Source organism: Nocardia sp. NPDC058480 (genome assembly GCF_042720495.1).
In the GTDB taxonomy this organism is placed as follows: domain Bacteria; phylum Actinomycetota; class Actinomycetes; order Mycobacteriales; family Mycobacteriaceae; genus Nocardia.
In genome coordinates, this window is record NZ_JBHXMN010000001.1 from 684,503 (window position 1) to 703,406 (window position 18,904).

Below are 18,904 nucleotides of genomic sequence, written 5' to 3' on the forward strand. Positions count from 1 at the left end.
CGATACCGCTCACCGCGAGGCCGGGCAGCTGGAGCGAGGCCTGCTTGTTGTTCTGGAACGACAGCATCACCTGGAACAGCGGGTGGCGGGCCTGCGAACGGGCCGGGTTGAGCACCTCGACCAGGCGCTCGAACGGCACGTCGGCGTGCGCGAAGGCCTGCAGGTCGGTCTCGCGGGCCTGGGCGAGCAGGGTAGCGAACGGAGTCGCGCCGTCGACCTGCGAGCGCAGCACCAGGGTGTTGACGAACATGCCGACCAGGTCGTCGAGCGCCTGATCACCGCGGCCCGCGACCGGGGTACCGATCGCGATATCGCTGGTGCCGCTGGCCCGGGCCAGCAGCACCGCGAGCGCGCTGTGCATGACCATGAACAGCGACGCGTTGTAGCGGCGGCCCAATTCGACCAGGGCGCGCTGGGTTTCGCTCGCGATGACGAAGCTGTAGGTGCCACCACGGTAGGACGCGGCAGGCGGGCGGGGGTGATCGGCCGGGAGTACCAGCTCGTCGGGCAAGTCGGCGAGTTCTTTTGCCCAGTAGGCGATCTCGGAGGAGATCAACGACTGCGGATCGTCCTCGGAGCCGAGGACCTCACGCTGCCAGAGCGAGTAATCGGCGTACTGGACCGGCAATTCGGCCCAGGTCGGCGCTTCCCACGAGGTGCGGGCCGCGTAGGCCATGATCACATCGCGCGAGAGCGGTGCCATCGACCAGCCGTCGGCGGAGATGTGGTGCACCACCATGCCGAGCACGTACTCGGACTCGGAAACCTCGAAAAGCCGTGCGTGCAGCGGCACTTCGCTGGTCACATCGAACGCCATCGACGCCAGATCGATCAGATGATCGATGAGGTTGTCCTCGGTGACCCGGTACGGGGTGAGGTCGGGGACGATCTGCGCGGCATCGAGGACCACCTGCACGGGGCCGGTGCCGGAATCGGGGAACACGGTGCGCAGCGACTCGTGCCGGTCGATGACATCGATGACCGCCACCTGCAGCGCGGCCACGTCGAGGTCACCGGACAACCGGATCGCGACGGGGATGTTGTTCACCGCCGAGGCGGTGTCGAACCGGTTGAGGAACCACATGCGCTGCTGCGCCAGCGACAGCGGCACCTGGTCGGGCCGTTCGCGGGCGACCAGCGCCTTGCGGGCACCATCACCGGCCTGGGACTCCACGCGGGCGGCCAGCGCCGCCACCGTGGGCGCCTCGAACAGCATGCGGACCGGGACACGGGTGTCCAGGGCGATACCGATGCGGGACGCCACCTGGGTGGCGATCAGCGAGTTGCCGCCCAGTTCGAAGAAGTCGTCCTCGACACCGACCCGCGACAGCTCGAGCACGTCGGCGAAGATCTGCGCCACGATCTGCTCGATCGGAGTGGTGGGCGCGCGGAACTCGCGCACCTCGAACACCGGCGCGGGCAGCGCGCGACGGTCGAGCTTGCCGTTGACGGTCAGCGGGACCGCGGCGAGCACCATGATCGACGAGGGCACCATGTACGCGGGCAGACGCTGCGCGACGTGGTCGGTCAGTTCGGCGATATCGATCGAACTACCGGGCACCGCGACGACATAGGACACCAGCGAGGTGCTGCCGCCCTTGTTCTTGTGGCCGATGCTCACCGCGAAGTCGACGGTCTCGTGCGAGGCGAGCGCGGAGTCGATCTCGCCCAGTTCGATCCGGAAACCGCGGACCTTCACCTGGAAGTCGGAGCGGCCGACGTATTCCACATTGCGATCGGCGGTCCAGCGCACCACGTCACCGGTGCGGTACATCCGCTCACCGGGGGTGTACGGGTTGGCGACGAATCGGTCGGCGGTCAGCGAGGCGCGCGCGTGGTAGCCACGCGCCATACCGACGCCACCGATGTAGAGCTCACCCGCGACACCGACCGGCACGGGGCGCAGGCGGTCGTCGAGGATCAGGGTGTGGACGCCGCGGATGGGGCCACCGATGACGACCCGCTCCCCCGGGATCAGCCCTTCGCTGAGGTTGGACGCGATGGTGGTTTCGGTGGGGCCGTAGACATTGCCCAGCATGCGCCGCGAACCGTTGGGCAGGCGCACGGCCCACTTGGCGACCAGTTCCGGCGGGACCGCTTCACCACCGGCGGCGAGTACTCGCAGGTGATCGAGGCCGCGGGCGTCGAAGGTGGCGAGCGCGGCGGGGGTCACGAACGCGTGGGTGACCTCTTCGGTGATGAGGATGTCACGCAGTTCCTCACCGCCGTAGACGCCCGGCGGGACGACGACGAGCGTGCCGCCGCGACCGATGGCGAGCAGCATTTCCAGCACCGACGCGTCGAATGAGGGCGAGGCGAAATGCAGTGCGCGCGTGGTGGAGTCGAGCGAGTAGAGGTCGATCTGCTCGGCGCAGAAGTTGGCGACGCTGGCGTGGGTGACCACGACGCCCTTGGGCACACCGGTGGAGCCGGAGGTGTAGATCAGGTACGCGGGCTGCGCGGGATCGGTCTGGCGAACCAGTTCACGCGGCGCGAGGGGGGCATCGGAGATACCGGTGAGGTCGATGTCGTCGACCACCACCCAGCTCACCGAATCAGGGAGCTCATCGGCTTCACCGGTGACCGTGATACCAACGGACACACCGGCATCGGTGATCATGTGGGCGATGCGGTCGGCCGGGTAGTTCGGGTCCACGGGCACGAACGCGGCACCGGTCTTGGCGACCGACCACACCGCGAGCACCGACTCCAGCGAACGCGGCACGGCGACAGCGACGAAGTCCTCGGCGCCGAGACCCTGCTGGATCAGCAAGCGCGCCAACTGGTTCGAGCGACGATCGAGTTCGCCATAGGACACCGCGGTCCCCTCGAACACCACGGCGGTCGACTCGGTGTCGCGGGCGGCCTGGGCGATCAGCTGCGGCAGCGTGCGGGCCACCGCGGCGGGGGCGCCGAAACGGGTGACCAGGTCGGCACGTTCGGCATCGTCGAGCACGTCGATCGCGCCGACGGTGACGGCCGGGTCGGCCAGGATCGCGTCGAGCACGCGGCGCCAGCGCAGCAGCAGCTCTTCGACGGTCGACTGATCGAACAGGTCGATGGCGTAGGTGAGCACGCCGGTCATGCCCGACAGCGAGCCGGTGCCGGTGCGTTCCTCGGTGAGCGTCCACTGCAGGTCGAACTTGGCCATGTCGACCTCGACCTCGTCGGCCGTGACCGTGAGACCGGGCAGCTCCAGAGTGCCGTGTGACATCTCCTGGAACGACAGCACCACCTGGAACAGCGGGTGGCGTGCCTGCGAGCGCGCCGGGTTGAGCACATCGACGAGCCGCTCGAACGGCACATCCGCGTTGGCGAACGCGCTCAGGTCGGTTTCGCGTGTGCGGGTGAGGAATTCGGTGAACGGCTGCGTCGGATCGACGTCGGAACGCAACACCAGGGTGTTGACGAACATGCCGATCAGGTCATCGAGCGCCTGCTCACCGCGGCCCGCGATGGGCGTGCCGACGGCGATGTCGGTGGTGCCCGACAGACGCGCGAGCAGGACCGCGAGGGAGGCGTGCACCACCATGAACAGGGTGACCCCGTTGGCACGGGCCACCGCGGCGAGCTGTTCGTGGGTGTCGGCGTCGATCTCGAAACCGACGCGCGCGCCACGGAAGCTCTGCTGCTGCGGGCGCGGGCGGTCGCTGGGCAGGTCGAGCTGGTCGGGCAGGCCATCGAGGGCCCGCTGCCAGTAGTCGAGCTGCCGCGCGGCCATCGAGGTCGGGTCGGATTCGGCGCCGAGCAGTTCGTGCTGCCACAGGGTGTAGTCGCGGTACTGGACCGGCAGCGGCATCCAGGCCGGGGCCTGGCCCGCGGCACGGGCCAGGTAGGCGGTGGCAACGTCGCGCGCCAGCGGACCGAAGGAGAAACCGTCGGCCGCGATGTGGTGGACCACGAAGGCGACCGCGTATTCCGGTGTGCCGTTGGTGGTTCCGCCGACGACCTTGAAGATCTGCACCCGGATCGGCAGTTCGAGGGTCACGTCGAAGCCGGTGGAGGCGAAGTCGATCAGCTCGTCGCGCAGCCGCGACTGGTCGATCGGCGTCACCGCGATGCCGAGATCGAATTCGTCGGCGCCGAGCACATGCTGGAAGCCGCCGTCGGCGTCGGGGAAGATCGTGCGCAGCGATTCCTGGCGCACCACAACATCATTGAGCGCGGCGATCAGGGCGTCGACATCGACGCGACCCTTCATCTGCACTACGAAGGGCAGGTTGTAGGTGGGCGCGGTCGGGTCGAACTGGTTGATGAACCACATCCGCTGCTGGGCCAGCGACAGCGGCACCTGTTCGGGATGCGCCTGCGCGGCCAGCGGCGGGCGAACGGCTGCTGAAATATCCGCGGGCGTAGCGGATTCGGCGCGCGAGGCGAGTCCGGCCACGGTCGGGGTCTCGAACAGCGCGCGCACACCCAGCTGGATGCCGAAGGCGGCACCGATGCGGGCGACGACCTGGGTGGCGACCAGGGAGTTGCCACCGAGTTCGAAGAAGTTGTCGTCGGCGCCGACCCGAACCTGGCTCAGCACGTCGGCGAAGATGCCGGCCACGATCTGCTCGGCCGGGGTGCGCGGTGCGCGGAAATCACCTGCGGCAGCGGTGAAGACGGGCTCGGGCAGCGCCTTGCGGTCCAGCTTGCCCGAGGTATTGAGCGGGAACGCGTCGAGCACCATGATCGACGCGGGCACCATGTAGGCGGGCAGCTTCTCGGACACGAAGCGGGTCAGCGTCGCCGGGTCGGCGGACTGACCGGGTGCGGGCACGATGTAGGCCACCAGCTGCTGGCCGGTCGCGGTATCGACCACGAGGACCGCGGCCTGACTGACACTCGGGTGCGCGAGCAGGTCGGTCTCGATCTCGCCGAGCTCGATGCGCTGACCGCGGAACTTCACCTGGAAGTCGGTGCGGCCGATGTATTCCAGAACGCCGTCGGCGTTCCAGCGCACGAGGTCGCCGGTGCGGTACATGCGCTCGCCGGGGGCACCGACGGGGTTGGCGACGAAGCGGTCCGAGGTCAGGTCGGGGCGGCCGCGGTAGCAACGGGCCAGCTGACGACCGGCCAGATACAGCTCACCCGGTGCGCCGATCGCGGCCGGGCGCAGACGCGAATCCAGTACGTAGACTTCGACATTCCACTCGGGGATACCGATCGGCACCTGGGTGGTGTCGGCTTCGGTGGCCTCCCAGTAGGTGACCGAGACCGCTGCCTCGGTGGGGCCGTAGAGGTTGTGCAGGCCGGCGTCGGAGATCGCGCGCAGACCCGCGGCGGTCTCGGGGGGCAGTGCTTCACCGATGACGAAAACCGCACGCAGCGTTGCGCATTGGGCCTGCGTCGCGTGGGAGACGAACACGGTCAGCATGGACGGGACGAAGTCCGTCACGGTGACGCCGTGGCGGGCGATCATGTCCGCGACATACAGCGGGTCGCGGTGGCCGTCGGGGCTGGCGATGACCAGTTTCGCGCCGACCATCAGCGGCAGGAAGTAGCCCCACAGCGACACGTCGAAGGTGGTGGCGGTCTTCTGCAAGTACACGTCATCGGCGGTCAACCGGTACTCGTCGAGCATCCACAGCTCTTGGTTGACGATCGCGTGGTGGGTGACCGCGACGCCCTTGGGGCGACCGGTGGAACCCGAGGTGTAGATGACGTAAGCCGTGTTGTCCGGGCGCAGCGGAGACAGGCGATCGGCATCGGTGAGAGCTGTGGCGTCGAAACCGGTCGTGTCGAGTCGATCGATCTCGACGCGGGCGACGGTATCGGGCAGGTCGAGGTCGTCGCCGGAGGTCGTCAGCACGCAGACCGGTGCCGCGGACTCGAGGATGTAGGCGGTGCGGTCGGCCGGATGATCCGGGTCGATCGGCACATACGCGCCACCGGCCCTGAGCACAGCGTGCATGCCGATGACCAGGTCGAGCGAGCGGCGCATGCCGAGCGCTACGAGCGATTCCGGGCCGACGCCGTCGGCGATCAGGAAGCGGGCAAGACGGTTCACCTTCGCGCCGAATTCGGCGTAGGTGAGGGTTTCGCCCTCGAAGTCGAGCGCGATGTTGTCCGGGGTGAGCGGGATCTGCGCGTCGAGCAGCGCGGGCAGGGTGGTCGCGGGGACCTCGTGTGCCGCGTCGTTCCACTCGGTCAGCGAGCGTTCCAGTTCCGCGGTGCCGGTAACCGGCAGATTCCACACCGGTAGCTCGGCGTCGGCGGCCAGGAACCGGTCGAAGAACTCGAGGAACCGGCCGTGATGGGTGTGCGCGTCGGCCGCCGAGTACAGGTTCGGGTTGGTCTCGAAGTCGATGTGGGAGCGGGTGCCACCGTGCGACTGATAGAAGTTGACGCCCAGGTCCTCGATGCTGCCCGTGGACAGCACGTTGAGCGTGCCCTCCATGTCACCGAAGCTCAGGTGGTTGTCGAACAGCATGATGTTGACCCACGGGCCGAAGAACTCCGTGGAGACCATGCCATCGCCCGCCGAATCACGGCGGATGTCCTCGTGACGGTAGCGCTGGTGGCGCAGGGCGCCGGAGACCTCGGTGGTCACCGAACGCAGCAGCTGCGCGACGGTGGTGTCGTGGCCGACGCGCAGACGCAGCGGCACGATGTTGGAGGTCACGCCGCCGGAGCGACGCATCACCGCGGTGGTGCGGGCGGTGACCGGGAGACTGAGGATGACGTCTTCGGTGCCGGTGATCTGGGCCAGGTAGGCGGCAAAGCCGGCGATCAGCAGCGGGGCCGCGGTGCTGTCGTGGCGGGCGATCGCGGCGGTGAGCCGCTCGTCCTGGGCGGGGCTCAGCGCCGCGCTGGTGACGTCGTTGACCGGCGAGGGCGGGGCCGAGCGGCCGGTGAGGCTGCTGCCCTCCTCCAGACCCGCTACGCGCTGGGCCCAGTGTTCTTTGTCGGATTGGAAGCGGGTGCTGTCGCGGTAGACGAGCTCGGACTCGTAGAGCGCGCGCAGGTCGGTGGCCTTGTTCGGCGAGACCGGGGTGCCGGTCACCGCCGCGGTGTAGTACTCCGCCGTGCGGTTGACGAAGTTATTGGCGCCGAAACCGTCGAGCATGATGTGGTGAACGCGGGCGTACCAGTACCAGCGGTCATCGCTGAGCTGGATCGCGGCGGCCTGGACGAGGCGGTCGCGAACGATGTCGAGCGGGCGGCTGTACTCGGCGCGCATCCACGCGGCAGCGGCCGCTTCGGGGTCGGCCTCGCCACGCACATCGACATAGATCAGCGTCGCGTCCTGGGTGGGATCGATGGTCTGCATCGGCTCACCGTCGATCTCGACGATGCGCAGCCAGCCCGATTCGAGGTCGGTGGCCGCGTCGGCGCTCGCGCGCTCGAGCACGGCGACATCGAGGCGTCCACGCAGGTCGACGTACTGGGCGATATTGATCGGCACCTGTGGGTCGACGTGCTGCGCGTACCAGATACCCAGCTGTGCGGGCGAGAGCGGGAAGTACTCCGAAGAGCCTCCACGTCCGTCACCAGTTTCGCCGTTTCCGCCGAAATCCAGCCGGTCCAACCCAAACCTCGCTTCCGGAACACCTGGGTAGGCGCTCCCCGACGACACCGGAACGCGAGCGCCCACCTAATCTCCAGCGGGGCGCCCGCGTCTCGGGTTCAGTTCTCGAATCAATCAGGCAAAAATGTCCATTGGCACTATCTGTCACCCGGGCGGGTCTCGTTACACAGCCGAGACCATGCACCTGACCGCCCGGCCGCCAGCGCCGGTCTACTCGTCGCAAACCATCGCACCAATCTACCGGTGTGCCCGCCCCGCAACCAACCACCTCCATAGCTGGTGAGCATCGTCCCAGGTGAAGCCCGCGACCCGCGTTTGCTGACGCTTGTCCGCCTTCTCACATCCCCGCCGGATGCCCTGTGCACCTCGACAACTGAGTGATGGATCACACCGACCGGTCTGCTGTTGTGGCAGTGGGTTTTACCGGGCCCTGGCGGGGTCGTAGAGGTGAGACTGGGCGCAGTCGATGGACGTGGACAGTGCGCGACCGACCAGGATCACCGCGGCTTGACGCAGGCCCGCCGCCTCCACGTGATCGGCGATGTCGGCCAGGGTGCCGCGCAGGACGAGTTGTTCGGGTTGGCTGGCGCGATAGACGACGGCGACCGGGCAGTCCGCGCCGTACTCGGCGACCAACTCCTCGGCCAGCACTCTGATCCGTGTGATCGCCAGATGGAGGGCGAGGGTCGCACCGGTCGCGGCGAAGTTCGCCAGGGCCTCACCTTCGGGCATCGCCGTGGAGCGGGCCTGGGTTCGGGTGAGGACTACCGACTGGACGACCTCAGGGACGGTCAGCTCGGTACCAAGAGCGGCTGCTGCGGCCGCGTAGGCGGGGACGCCCGGAGTGATGTCCCATGCGACGTTTTTGGCGTCGAGCCTGCGAGTCTGCTCGGTAAGGGCCGAATAGATCGAGGGATCGCCCGAGCACAGCCGTGCCACATCCCGCCCCGCTCGGTCGGCACGCACGAGGTGGTCGATGATCTGGTCCAGGTCCAGGTGCTGGGTGTCGATCAGTTCGGTACCGGGCGCGCAGTGCGCGAGGACCTCGGGATCGAGATAGGTACCCGCATAGAGGCAGACCGGGCTATCGCGCAAGAGGTTGACCGCTCGCACCGTGAGCAGGTCGGCGGCGCCGGGGCCTGCCCCGATGAAGTGCACGGTCATGCACAGGAGTGTAAGGACCGCTTCCAGCCCGTCACAGCCCCGGTGCGTTCGAATCGAACGCGGCGATCCCGAGCGCCTTCCAAGCGGTGAGCAACTTCCCGTCACCCGACGCGGCAACCAGATCAGGGTCCTCGAGTTGTGCGGCAGCTGCACAATGGACGGCATCGTAGCCGCGCAGCGCATACCGCTCCGCGAGGGCAGCTGCCGATTCGGTCAGCTTCTCGTCCACCTCAGTCACGTTGATCTGTTGCCAGAAATCGTCCCGCAGGCGCGAGGCCGCACGGAACTGAGATTCGTCGAGTCGGCCCATCCGGTGTGCCTGAGCCAGCGCCGCCGCTGATTCGACATAGAGCAGCCGACACGAGACGACATCATCGGCGAGGTCCCAGAATCGTTTACACGCGGCACTGCTCGGCTCGGCGACCAACAGCGGGATGAACGCCGAGGTATCGAGATAGCCGATCACCGGCGCTGATCATCGATCAGGTCAGAAACGATTCCGCTGCCCTGAACCGGCTCTGCCGCAGGCTGCTTGCGCTTTCGGGCCGGCTGAACTCGGCCTTCGGCCCGCAACTGCTCCAAGGCGGTCAGCCGATCAACGGGGACGATGCGGGCGATCGGCTTACCGTGGTCGGTCACTGTCACAGCCCGGCCCGCGCGCACGTCGGCCAAATGGCTGCTGAGATGGTCCCGCAGCTCGCGCACACCGATCTCCATGACGCTCCTTATTGTGGCCATAAATATTTCCCTCATTGTAGCCACTTATGTCGATCCTCGACAGATGCCGCGCCGACAGCAGCCGTCAGCCGTCCCCGCTGGTTGTGGGCCGAGAGACGGAGACAAGTAGGTTCTGTATCGGACGGCAGGCGTCGGCGACGATGAAACGGGGGTCCGCGATGCGGGTTTCGAGTAGGACCGGTGGAGTGCGCGGCGCAGGTGCTCGCGCGGTTGTGGTCGTGGCCGCGACCTTGGCGGCAGGATGCTCGACCGACACGATCGTCGGCCAGGCAACCGTCGCCGCGGACAGCTTTGCCCCATCAGCGGACAATCACGACCCCTCGCTCCAGATTTCCGGCGTCGTCGTCACCGAGATCAAGCCTGGACAGCCGCACGTGCTGCCGACCCAGCGAGTCGCCTACCCGTCGATTCCCCCGGTCGGCGGACCGCACGATTCCCAATGGGCAGCCTGCACCGGCGTCGTCTATTCGAAGGCCCTGCGCTCCGAGAACGCGGTGCACTCGCTCGAACACGGCGCGGTATGGATCGCCTACAACCCCGCGAAGGTGAGCCCGCAGGATCAGGCGACGCTGAGCGCGAAGGTGACCGACCGGCAGTACACCCTGATGTCGCCGATCCCCGACATGGAGCACCCGATCTCTCTGCAGTCATGGGGCCACCAACTCACCCTCGACTCCGCCACCGACGAACGCATCGACCAGTTCATCGTCGCCCTCCGCGAAAACCCATACACCACACCAGAAGTCGGAGCGACCTGCTCGTCTCCCCTCTTCGACCGCAACGATCCCCCGCCCTACGACCCGACCCCGCCCGGCCCTGACGCGGTACCGATGGACGGCGCCCGCTAGCCCGTCATATCGAAGTGCGCGATGACCTTCGTCGGCCGCAGCCGCACCACGAGTTCACCGGGGACGCCGTTGCGCTTACCGAACTCCGCCGCCCTGTCCGGACCCATGTATCGGGCACCGATAGCGGTAGCGGTACGCACGAGCTCATCGAGGTCCTCGGACAGCGTGACCGTCCCCTGCACCGCGACCAGCGCATACGGCGGCTCCTCGAGATCAACACTCAATGCGACGCGAGGATCACGCGCGAAAGCCCGCCCCTTGGCCGTGCCCTTACCCGTATTGAAAACCAGCTCATCACCTTCGACGATGAACCACACCGGCGTCACCAACGGACGCCCATCCGCACCAGCGAACGCCACCTTGCCCGTTCGTGTGCCGTGGGAAAGAAATTCGCGCACCTGAGGATCCGACAGGGAAGCCATGAGCGCAGGGTAGACCAACAAGATGACACCTCGCGTGAGCGCGCGCCCGGCCAGTCACTCACGCCGCACGAACACTCATCTCTACATGCATCCCGGCCGCGACAACCATATTCACCAGCGCGTCCAAGCTGAACAGGCTGATCTTTCCCCGCATCAGAGCCGATCTGCCCCGCCTCTGTATCGAGGCGGGGCAGTCAGCAACCCGGCGGCTTCCTGAACGGGCACAATCGGGACGAACTCAACTCGTTGCACTGGTTTGATCGCGATACTGGTCGACGAGATGCTGATAGAAACCGTTCTCCGGCGAATCCATCGAGATGGCTCGCAGGCCTACAGTGACATTCCGGTCTGCTGCCGTCGAGTACCCGCCCGCGGCGATACCGAGGTCCTCGACAACCGCAGTCACCAACACGTCCAGTTCGTCATCGGTGACGTAGACAGCGAGGCAGCATTCCGCTGGAACGCGTGCCGCGTCGTGCGCGTCGCCCCATGCGCGCTGCGCGAACTCATCGAATGCGGTGACCGGACCGAAGCTTGTGTAGCACGGGATTCGGTTCACCCCCTCGATCCGATGAACACTCTCTTCGAGCGCCAGGGCAATCGGGTGGATCCCCTCCCCGTCGAGTGCGCCCGGCCCAGTCTCGTCCGGGAGCCCGAGTCCCACCGCGAACTCCCATACCTCGCGTTCGTCGTCGTCCACGTACATCCTTTCGGCTACTTCTTGGAGGAGTTCTCGGTGCGGCAGTTAGCTCGCGATGATCAGGAGTACCGTGGCACGCGCCCGACATCGGGAGTGCCCGGGCCGGATGTCCGATCTCATCCGTCCATGCCTTCTCCTGATCGGCGTTCGCGCGCTCGACTCTGTGGGCGCGATGGGCTCGGCGTTACCCTCGGTCGCAAGAGGCGCGGGTCAGCGCTGCCGGAATGCCTCGGCCAGGCGTGCCTCAGCAAAAACAACGGGCACGATTCCGTCGACACTGAACCGGTACTACGAGGCCTGGTAGATCCCAGACAGCGCTGACACACCGACAGCGGTCACGTTTCTTGCCAGGTGGCCGTTTCCGGGTTCCACCTGGCCGTACGGTCGACGACTGGCAACGAGATCAGCACCCGGTTGTAGCAGCACCCGGCCGCGACCAGCGCCGCGTCGAGGTTGTGGTGATGATTTCCGAGTGGGCTCGTCGCTACCTGGCGGCTCCACCCCGCGATCCAATCGGTGCTCGGCGCCGTGATCGTGGCGGGTAGGTCGGTGATGGCGCGCAGCACTCGCTCCTGTTCGAGGGCGTCGACCGCCGTGCCCAGGTCGATCGGCAGATACTCGGCGATCAGCAGCAGATCGACAAGGTCACGGAATCGGCCGGAAGCGCCTGAAGGGTGGGTCTCGTAGATGCCACAAATTTTGTCGGCGATCTGGTCAGCGACCGGATAGAGCTGCACCTCGGGATCTTCCGGGAAGTCGGCGGTATCAACCAGGCGTGGAAGACGTTTGAGCTCGACCGCGCCGACCAGTTCCCGACGCGGCCGCACGACATCGATCTTGAACGTGTCGAACACCGTGGGCCCAAGCCGTGCCTCCACGGTGATACGCACGCCCTTGCCGCCCGCGAGTGCGGAGCGCTTTTTCACCTGGAACCGGAATGCGTCAATATTGTTGTCGCGCACGATCCGTTCGAGCTCGGCGATCGGATCATCCCCGTCACGTGCTTGCAGGTCAATGTCGGTGCTATGACGGGCCCGAGGCAGGCGCACCATCATCGCGACACCGCCCTTGAGGATCCAGCCTTGTGGATCAGCGCTGAAAACTCTGGCCAGGAACCGCGACATCACGAACCGCCGCTGCAGCTCGCCGAAGTTCTGCGGCCCCTCGGCGGCGTGGCGTTGCAGATGGTGGGTGACGCTGGTTCGGGTCTCGCGCGGTGAACGCGCCGCCGCGCTCACCGCCGCTCCCGCTGCACGTGCTCGGCCGCGAGTGAAACGGCCTCGGTGACGCGCGGGCTCCTGCGTTCAGGGTCCAGACGGTCGGCGGCCGCAGCGATCGCGGCGAGCTGATCACCGAAACGCTCGATCTCGGCCACGGACTGCATATCAGCAACGATCGACTCGAGCAGCGCTCGCCGCTTGCCCGCACCGGCCGGATCGTCGTTCGAGGAGGAGTCGGCGGCGAGCAGGCGGGTGAGGCGTCGCACATGCGGGTCGGTGGCGCGTCCGATCGTTTCGAGCACGTCGATGATGCTGGATCTGCCATCGTTCGCCTCTAGCAGCTGATCGAGAACTTTGTCCCGCTGCTGCACGAGCTCCGACTGTGAGGCGATGCGGGCCAGCGCGAGCGCGCTGGCGGGAATCCCGGCCTCATCGATGAGCGCATCGCGGAACCCCGCGCCGTCGAACGGCTGGTGCCCGTAGCTGAACGCGTGGGGAGCCAGGGCGTCGGCGGCCTGTGCCGCGGAGATCCGGTCACCGGCGACCGCGTCACGCACCACCGAGCCCAGGTGACCCGCGTCGACGGTCACCGCGGCCAGGTCGCCGATCGTGCGCGCGACCGTCGTCACGGGAACACCGTCGACGATCTCCCAATCGTCGCGGGTGAGTTCACCACGGTGAACGATGACATCGGGCAGCGAGAGCCGAATCCGGCGCGGCGCAGTCAGCTCGACGGTATCGGCATCCATGTCGCCGAGATCGTGCATCCGCGCGGCCGTGGCGTGGGAAAGCACACCACCGGGCACGTCCTGATCCAGGCGCTCCCACGCCGGTAGCCCGGGATCGATAGCCAGCCACGCGACGCGCTGGGGTTGATGCAGGTCGGACTGGAAATGAGCGACCCGATAAATGCCATGATGCAGGCGCTCGAGCTGCCCCGAATCGGCCATGCGTTTGAGCTGGTGCGAGGTGGCACCAGCTACTGCGTGGGCTTGCCGGCTGGTGACCACACCGTTCTGCTCAGCAGCCAGCGCCACCACTTCAGCAGCACGACTATCCGCTCTCATGCCACGAAAATATACGTTACTGTCGATTATGTCGACCCGGCCGCAATTATTGCGCCAAATTCAGGGACGGCGGTACCTCCGCCGCCCGAGATCCCCCTCGCCACGGCGACGGCACGGTATCGCCGCATGAAGTCGTCCGCGCCGCCCACAACGGCCAATCAACCATCGCCTCGAACGTAGGTGGAGAACCCTTCCTCGATCCTGAGCGCATGGTTACCGCGATCAATGCCACCCAACCCCTGACTGACGGCCCCAAAAACGACAGCGTTTCCCCTGCTCGTTGTCCTCGCCGTTGTCCTGCGCGTGGCGATCGCCGCGTGGTTCGCCTACCGCTACCGCTCCGGCCCTGCCGAAGACCGAACCGAGTCGATCCTCTCGGCGGTGAGTATTGGTCGCATCCCTGCCGCGACGACCATATTGACCAGCGTCCAAACGGGCGCTACCAGCGGACGCCCATCCGCGGCCGTGACCGCGACCTTGCCTGTTCGCGTGCCGTGGGAGAGAAATTCGCGCACCTTGGGATCAGACAGGGAAGTCATGGGCCCAGGTTAGGCCAACAAGACGCCACCTCGCGGTACCGACCGGCCAGCACCAGGCTATTTCCATGAGCAGGCAACCATCGAACCAGTTTGCCCACGGACCGCTCCCAGATAGGTCTTGGTGCGGCAGCGCTCCGCCCATGATCGACGATCAGCGTTCGCGCGCACTACTCTGTGGGCGCGATGGGCTCGGCGCTACCCTCGATCGCAAGAGGCGCGGGTCAGCGCTGCCGGAACGCCTCGGCCAGGCGTGCCTCAGCAAAAGCACCGGGCACGATTCCGTCGACACTGAACCGGTACAGCGCGGTCTGGTAGATCCCAGACAGCGCTGACACTGCGACGGCAGCCACGATCAGCCAAGCGATGCCAACGAGTAGAACCATCAGTGCTGCAACGACATTGGATCCGAGTATCGAGACGCTCGCGATGATCAGAAGTACGCCCGGGACAGCGAGAAGGAAGCCGAAAATGCCGAGTCCGGCGTTGCCGACGACGTTCTCACCCCAGGTCCGCTTCATCGCCGCGGCCGAATCCTTCACGGCGTCAACGACTCCACGGTCGGCGAGCACCATCTTGGGCAGCACGAGATACGAGATGACCTGCCAGGCGGTTCCTGCGATCGCGGCCAGGATCGTTCCGAGGAATCCGACCCGGTCCTGCAGAACCCGCAGCAACTGCGACACCGTCGCCGAGATCGCCGCCCACACCAAGATGCGCGGCCACTTTCCTGCCGCGATGCTGATCCCACCTGCCACGCTGGGATCGCCTCCCCGCAACGCGACATCAGCCTGCGAGATGAGCGCGGCATTGAAGAACACTGTGACGAAAGCCGATGCCAGATACATCAATCCGAACAACACGTAGGTTGCTGCCGAGGATGTGTCCCACAGGTCCGTCGCCACGATCGGCACGATGAACGTGGCGGTCACCGCTACACTTGCCACACCGGAGATCACGGGAAAGACCGCCAGCTCCTTGCGCGATTTCAGCACGGCGGCCGAAGTTTTGAACATCTGCCACGAATTCGCGAACGCCACCCGTGATCCCCCTCATTCAACGATCGAACAACGCGGTCAGCGTATCCGGTCGTCCTGTGCCGTCAACTTGACGAGGCTTGACTGCGCGTGGGTCGGCGGTCGCCTGCGCGGTTGCCCGGCCGACACCGAATTGATAGCCTTCGCCCGATATCAACTTGGTGGACCGGCTGCGGCGGCACACGGTCGAGGGGATCGGCGGGGACGATGGCGGGGGTACAGGGCAAGCGCTGGCGTGGGGCAATCGCTGTTGTGGGTGCTGTGCTCGCAATCAGCGCCTGCGGACCGGATTCACCGTCTGAACAGCCCGCCAATACGGCCCCCACATTCGCCGCTGAGGTGCCGACCGGGTTCGATCCCTGCACCCAGGTACCCGCCGAGGTGTTCGAGTCCGAGAATCTGCGCCCGGACCGCAACCCCGAGTCCAATCTCGATGCGCCGAACGGGGTGAAGTGGCGCGGGTGCGGTTGGGGAAATAAAAGGGGGCGAGGGTACGGGGCCAAGATCAGAACCACGAATCTGACACTGGAGATGATCCGGGCACGGAACTTCACCGATGCGGAGGAGTTCGTCGTGAGCGGACGGCAAGTGATCGTCTCGCGTCAGCAGGACGCTGACGCGCCCGGCCCGGACCGTGTCTGCACCGCGAATGTCGAGATGCAGGACGGCAGCCTCGACATCTTCATCAGCAACCCGGAATATGTCCCCGACACCGGGCATATTCCGGCGTGCACGATCGCTCGGACGCTCGCGGAGAAGATCGCTCCGAGCATCCCGGCCGGGGCTTGAGCACACAACTGAATGGACCTGGGGAGGAACCCTGATGACCGGCACGACACCGCTGGCCCCGCTGATCACCGAAGCCAAGAACGGCAATCTGACAGTCCGGATGGAACCGGAAGAGTTCGCCAAGATCGAATACGAGTGCGCATCATTCCAGGCGACGATTCTGGCGATTCAAACCAATATCGACGACGTCGCCAAGATCCAGACCTGGGGGTTCGGTGACCACGGTGGTTCGATTCTGACCTCAGCTCAGACGATGGCTGACCGGTTCCGCAAGATCGCCAGTGGCAGCGACGGCGGTAACGACTACCACACCGTGCTGAAGGAACATTGGGACGCCGTGGAAGACATTCGCCTGCTCCACGTCGCCGTCCGCGATCGTTTCGTAGCCGAGGACGAAGCGTTCGCCGCTCGCTTCAACGCTGAGACCGAGCGCCTGGACCAGATCCCCGGCGGGCGTTGATGGCCGGTACCGAAAACCCGAAGATCCCACCCCGCACCGAGCGCCCGCAGGAGCTGTCCCACGCCAAGATCATCGACAGCTTCGACCCCGTCGGCGTCGATCCGTCATTCGGTGCCGTCGCCGTCTTCTGGCAAGCAAAGACAGATTGGGAAGTCGGACTGGCGACATTCCGGCAGCGGATGCACGCGGCGATCGCCGAAGCCTGGGAAGGCAACGCCGCCGAGGCCTCGAAGAACGCGATCTCGTCCTACACCACCAAGGCCGAAGAACTCACGCCCACCTTCGAGACAGTCGCCAGACTGATCTCCTCGTCCGCCCTTTCCTCCTCCGACACCAAATCCTCGCTCCCTGCGCGCAAGGAAGACCCCGACATCTGGGATATCAACGACCGCTGGATCAACAACGACGAGTTCGAAGACGGCCGCAACGATGACGAGGAAGACGCCCGCGCCATCATGAAGGCCAAATACGTCGAGGCCTTCGGAGTCGTCGACGCAGGCCTGCCCGTGCTCGATCACCCCACCAGCCTTGTTACCGATTCCTTCGTCCCCGGTGGCGACGGCGATGATGGCAACGGCGATGGCGGTGGCGATGATGGCGGCGGCAGCGACGATGAAGACGAGGACAACGGCACCGGCGACGACCCGGACACCGGGGACGAAAACACGGGAGACGACGACAACACCGGTGACGACACCGAGGACGACACCACCGGCGACGACACGGCCGAAGACGACACCGAGGACGACACAACTTCCGACGACGACACCGCCGCCGCATCCACGGAATCACCGGCGACCACACCGGGAACTACGACACCGAACGCACCGGGCTCATCGGGCAGCCCAAGCAGCCCGTCAGGTGGTTCCCCATCAGCAGGAGTCCCCGGCGCCGCCGTACCGACACCAGGCCGTGCGATACCCGGCATCCCCGCGGCCGCTGTCACCGGCACGGCCGCGGCCGCATCCGCAGCAGGTGGCGCAGGACGCGGGACGACGGGCGCCCCCGGCATGATGGGCGCCGGCGCGGGCCGTGGTGGCGGAAAAGACGACGAAAACACCCACGAGACCCCCGACTACTTGATCAACGAAGAGAACACCCGAGAACTGATCGGCGAGATCGCCAAGGCCACACCCCAAGCGATCGGCGCACGATTCCTCTCAGCACAAACCCTCCCCGCCGACCAGGAAGGCGAGTCGAAGTGACTGACTGGACCTTCGACCCCGACGACTTCGCGATCCACTGGTACAGCGACGCGGTCGACCGCTTCCCCCGCCCCCTGCACTACACCTCCCGTTTCCCTTACCAAGAAGAGTTCGACAACCACCGCGCGAAACTCCTCGACAGCTACCCACGCGACGAACTCATCATGATCCGCCGCGCGATCGACACCGCCACCAGCGCTACCTTCCGCATCCAAATATCAGGCAGCACAACCAAAACCCGAGACAATACGACAGCCGCCTACCGAGTCCACGCCACCCGCAACGACTTCCAGGCCGTCGTAATCAGCCAGATAAACCGGGACGGTACTGACGGCCCAATCACCGTCCACCTCGGTCGCCCCGACGACCTCCCCCACGAGCTGATCAACTGTCTTCCCAAAGCCTCGCCTGGCACCCACCCAGCTACGACGTTCCACACCAGCGACCTGTCGCCCCGACGCGACACCTACTTCGAGGATGTCGCCCACAACTCGCCGTCGGAACGTGCCCGCCGATTCTTCAACCGTCCCACCGACGGCCGCGGCCGCGCTGCTCTCTATCTCGGCACCGTCCTCGAGCGCCCGGAACCGCATCACAGCACCGAATGGCACGACTTCACCGACGACGGCCGATACACCATCACCCGCCTCCACAACGACTTGAACGTCAAACCCGCCACGCCGCAAGGCCAGGCAAGCCAGCTCGGCCAATGGATCGACGCCGCCGTCCGCCTCAACCAACCTGATATGGATGACACATACGGCAATCCGTGGTGACTACTCGGATCCCGACGCAAGACCCCTGACCCCGACTAGCGTGAACGGGGCGAGGCCAGGTTAAGGAGTTCTAAGTGGGTCGCAGACGCAAGTTAGTCAACCCAACGACTTTGTTGTGGATGCTGATCTCGGGAGCAGGCATCATCCCCTTTACTGCAGGAGTCTTGAAAGTCGGCCTGGGACTGGGGCAGTGGTCAGGGAATAGAGCCGTGACGGCGTTATCGTTTCCGCTGAGCATCGTGTTCGGGATCGCGCTATGGGCGCAGGTCCTGGGTCTGGTTTGGCGCGGCCGCCGGGCGTATCTGCAGCGGAGGGCGAGGATAGTCGCCGGGTCCGTTGTGGAGTCACGCTATCGCAGAGTAAGCAGAGCGACAGGTCTCGATGAGCATCGGGTGAGAATCGAGGTAGATTTCGTGCATCCGGACA

15 protein-coding genes and 1 pseudogene (1 of these 16 only partly in view) are annotated in these 18,904 nt (G+C 66.1%); 5 read left to right on the forward strand and 11 right to left on the reverse strand.

What is annotated here, in order from left to right; translation table 11 throughout:
• The 4 genes from ACFWO8_RS03105 to ACFWO8_RS03120 all read right to left on the reverse strand — a co-directional run.
• Positions 1–7,516: the beginning of a non-ribosomal peptide synthase/polyketide synthase gene (locus ACFWO8_RS03105; protein WP_378940911.1), read on the reverse strand. The gene continues 37,172 nt to the left of window position 1, outside the view; only the first 7,516 of its 44,688 coding nucleotides appear in the window; its start codon is at positions 7,514–7,516; its stop codon lies off the left edge, out of view.
• A 420-nt stretch (positions 7,517–7,936) separates the two neighbouring features.
• Positions 7,937–8,680: a precorrin-4 C(11)-methyltransferase gene (cobM, locus tag ACFWO8_RS03110; RefSeq protein WP_378940913.1), complete on the reverse strand. Its 744-nt coding sequence runs from the start codon at positions 8,678–8,680 to the stop codon at positions 7,937–7,939.
• 31 nt (positions 8,681–8,711) lie between these two features.
• Positions 8,712–9,146, reverse strand: coding sequence for a type II toxin-antitoxin system VapC family toxin (locus ACFWO8_RS03115; RefSeq protein WP_378940915.1), 435 nt, complete (start codon positions 9,144–9,146; stop codon positions 8,712–8,714).
• Positions 9,143–9,397 carry a type II toxin-antitoxin system Phd/YefM family antitoxin gene (locus ACFWO8_RS03120; protein WP_378940917.1) on the reverse strand — a complete coding sequence of 85 codons (255 nt, stop codon included), beginning with the start codon at positions 9,395–9,397 and terminating at the stop codon, positions 9,143–9,145. The genes ACFWO8_RS03115 and ACFWO8_RS03120 overlap by 4 nt, the downstream gene beginning before the upstream one ends.
• Positions 9,398–9,636: 239 nt before the next feature.
• Here ACFWO8_RS03120 and ACFWO8_RS03125 point away from each other — a divergent pair, with 239 nt between their 5' ends.
• On the forward strand, positions 9,637–10,266 hold the full coding sequence (locus ACFWO8_RS03125) for a DUF3105 domain-containing protein (RefSeq protein ID WP_378940919.1): 630 nt from the start codon (positions 9,637–9,639) through the stop codon (positions 10,264–10,266).
• On the opposite strand, the gene ACFWO8_RS03130 is transcribed toward ACFWO8_RS03125, so the two are convergent.
• From ACFWO8_RS03130 to ACFWO8_RS03160, 7 genes and pseudogenes are all read right to left on the reverse strand, one after another.
• Positions 10,263–10,688, reverse strand: coding sequence for a PPOX class F420-dependent oxidoreductase (locus ACFWO8_RS03130; RefSeq protein WP_378940921.1), 426 nt, complete (start codon positions 10,686–10,688; stop codon positions 10,263–10,265). The two genes, ACFWO8_RS03125 and ACFWO8_RS03130, sit on opposite strands and share 4 nt — an antisense overlap.
• Before the next feature lie 58 nt (positions 10,689–10,746).
• Positions 10,747–10,869 (reverse strand): XRE family transcriptional regulator, encoded by a 123-nt coding sequence (locus ACFWO8_RS03135; protein ID WP_378943116.1) that lies wholly within the window; start codon positions 10,867–10,869, stop codon positions 10,747–10,749.
• 57 nt (positions 10,870–10,926) lie between these two features.
• On the reverse strand, positions 10,927–11,388 hold the full coding sequence (locus ACFWO8_RS03140) for a hypothetical protein (RefSeq protein ID WP_378940923.1): 462 nt from the start codon (positions 11,386–11,388) through the stop codon (positions 10,927–10,929).
• Positions 11,389–11,723: 335 nt separating this feature from the next.
• Positions 11,724–12,512 carry a nucleotidyl transferase AbiEii/AbiGii toxin family protein gene (locus tag ACFWO8_RS03145; RefSeq protein ID WP_378943121.1) on the reverse strand — a complete coding sequence of 263 codons (789 nt, stop codon included), beginning with the start codon at positions 12,510–12,512 and terminating at the stop codon, positions 11,724–11,726.
• 110 nt (positions 12,513–12,622) lie between these two features.
• Positions 12,623–13,675, reverse strand: a complete 1,053-nt coding sequence (locus ACFWO8_RS03150) for a type IV toxin-antitoxin system AbiEi family antitoxin domain-containing protein (protein WP_378940925.1) — start codon at positions 13,673–13,675, stop codon at positions 12,623–12,625.
• A gap of 419 nt (positions 13,676–14,094) precedes the next feature.
• A pseudogene (locus ACFWO8_RS03155) lies at positions 14,095–14,214 on the reverse strand (PPOX class F420-dependent oxidoreductase); the annotation flags it as partial.
• Between the two features lie 221 nt (positions 14,215–14,435).
• Positions 14,436–15,251: a DUF6159 family protein gene (locus tag ACFWO8_RS03160; protein ID WP_378940927.1), complete on the reverse strand. Its 816-nt coding sequence runs from the start codon at positions 15,249–15,251 to the stop codon at positions 14,436–14,438.
• Positions 15,252–15,509: 258 nt separating this feature from the next.
• Here ACFWO8_RS03160 and ACFWO8_RS03165 point away from each other — a divergent pair, with 258 nt between their 5' ends.
• From ACFWO8_RS03165 to ACFWO8_RS03180, 4 genes are read left to right on the forward strand one after another with little or no spacing between them, the layout of a single operon-like run.
• Complete coding sequence (locus ACFWO8_RS03165) at positions 15,510–16,037, forward strand: DUF3558 domain-containing protein (RefSeq protein ID WP_378940929.1); 528 nt, start codon at positions 15,510–15,512, stop codon at positions 16,035–16,037.
• Positions 16,038–16,071: 34 nt separating this feature from the next.
• Complete coding sequence (locus ACFWO8_RS03170) at positions 16,072–16,497, forward strand: hypothetical protein (RefSeq protein ID WP_378940931.1); 426 nt, start codon at positions 16,072–16,074, stop codon at positions 16,495–16,497.
• Positions 16,497–17,702: a hypothetical protein gene (locus ACFWO8_RS03175; protein ID WP_378940933.1), complete on the forward strand. Its 1,206-nt coding sequence runs from the start codon at positions 16,497–16,499 to the stop codon at positions 17,700–17,702. The genes ACFWO8_RS03170 and ACFWO8_RS03175 overlap by 1 nt, the downstream gene beginning before the upstream one ends.
• Positions 17,699–18,478, forward strand: a complete 780-nt coding sequence (locus ACFWO8_RS03180; RefSeq protein WP_378940935.1) for an ESX secretion-associated protein EspG — start codon at positions 17,699–17,701, stop codon at positions 18,476–18,478. Before ACFWO8_RS03175 ends, ACFWO8_RS03180 begins: the two co-directional genes overlap by 4 nt.
• Positions 18,479–18,904: the final 426 nt, after the last annotated feature.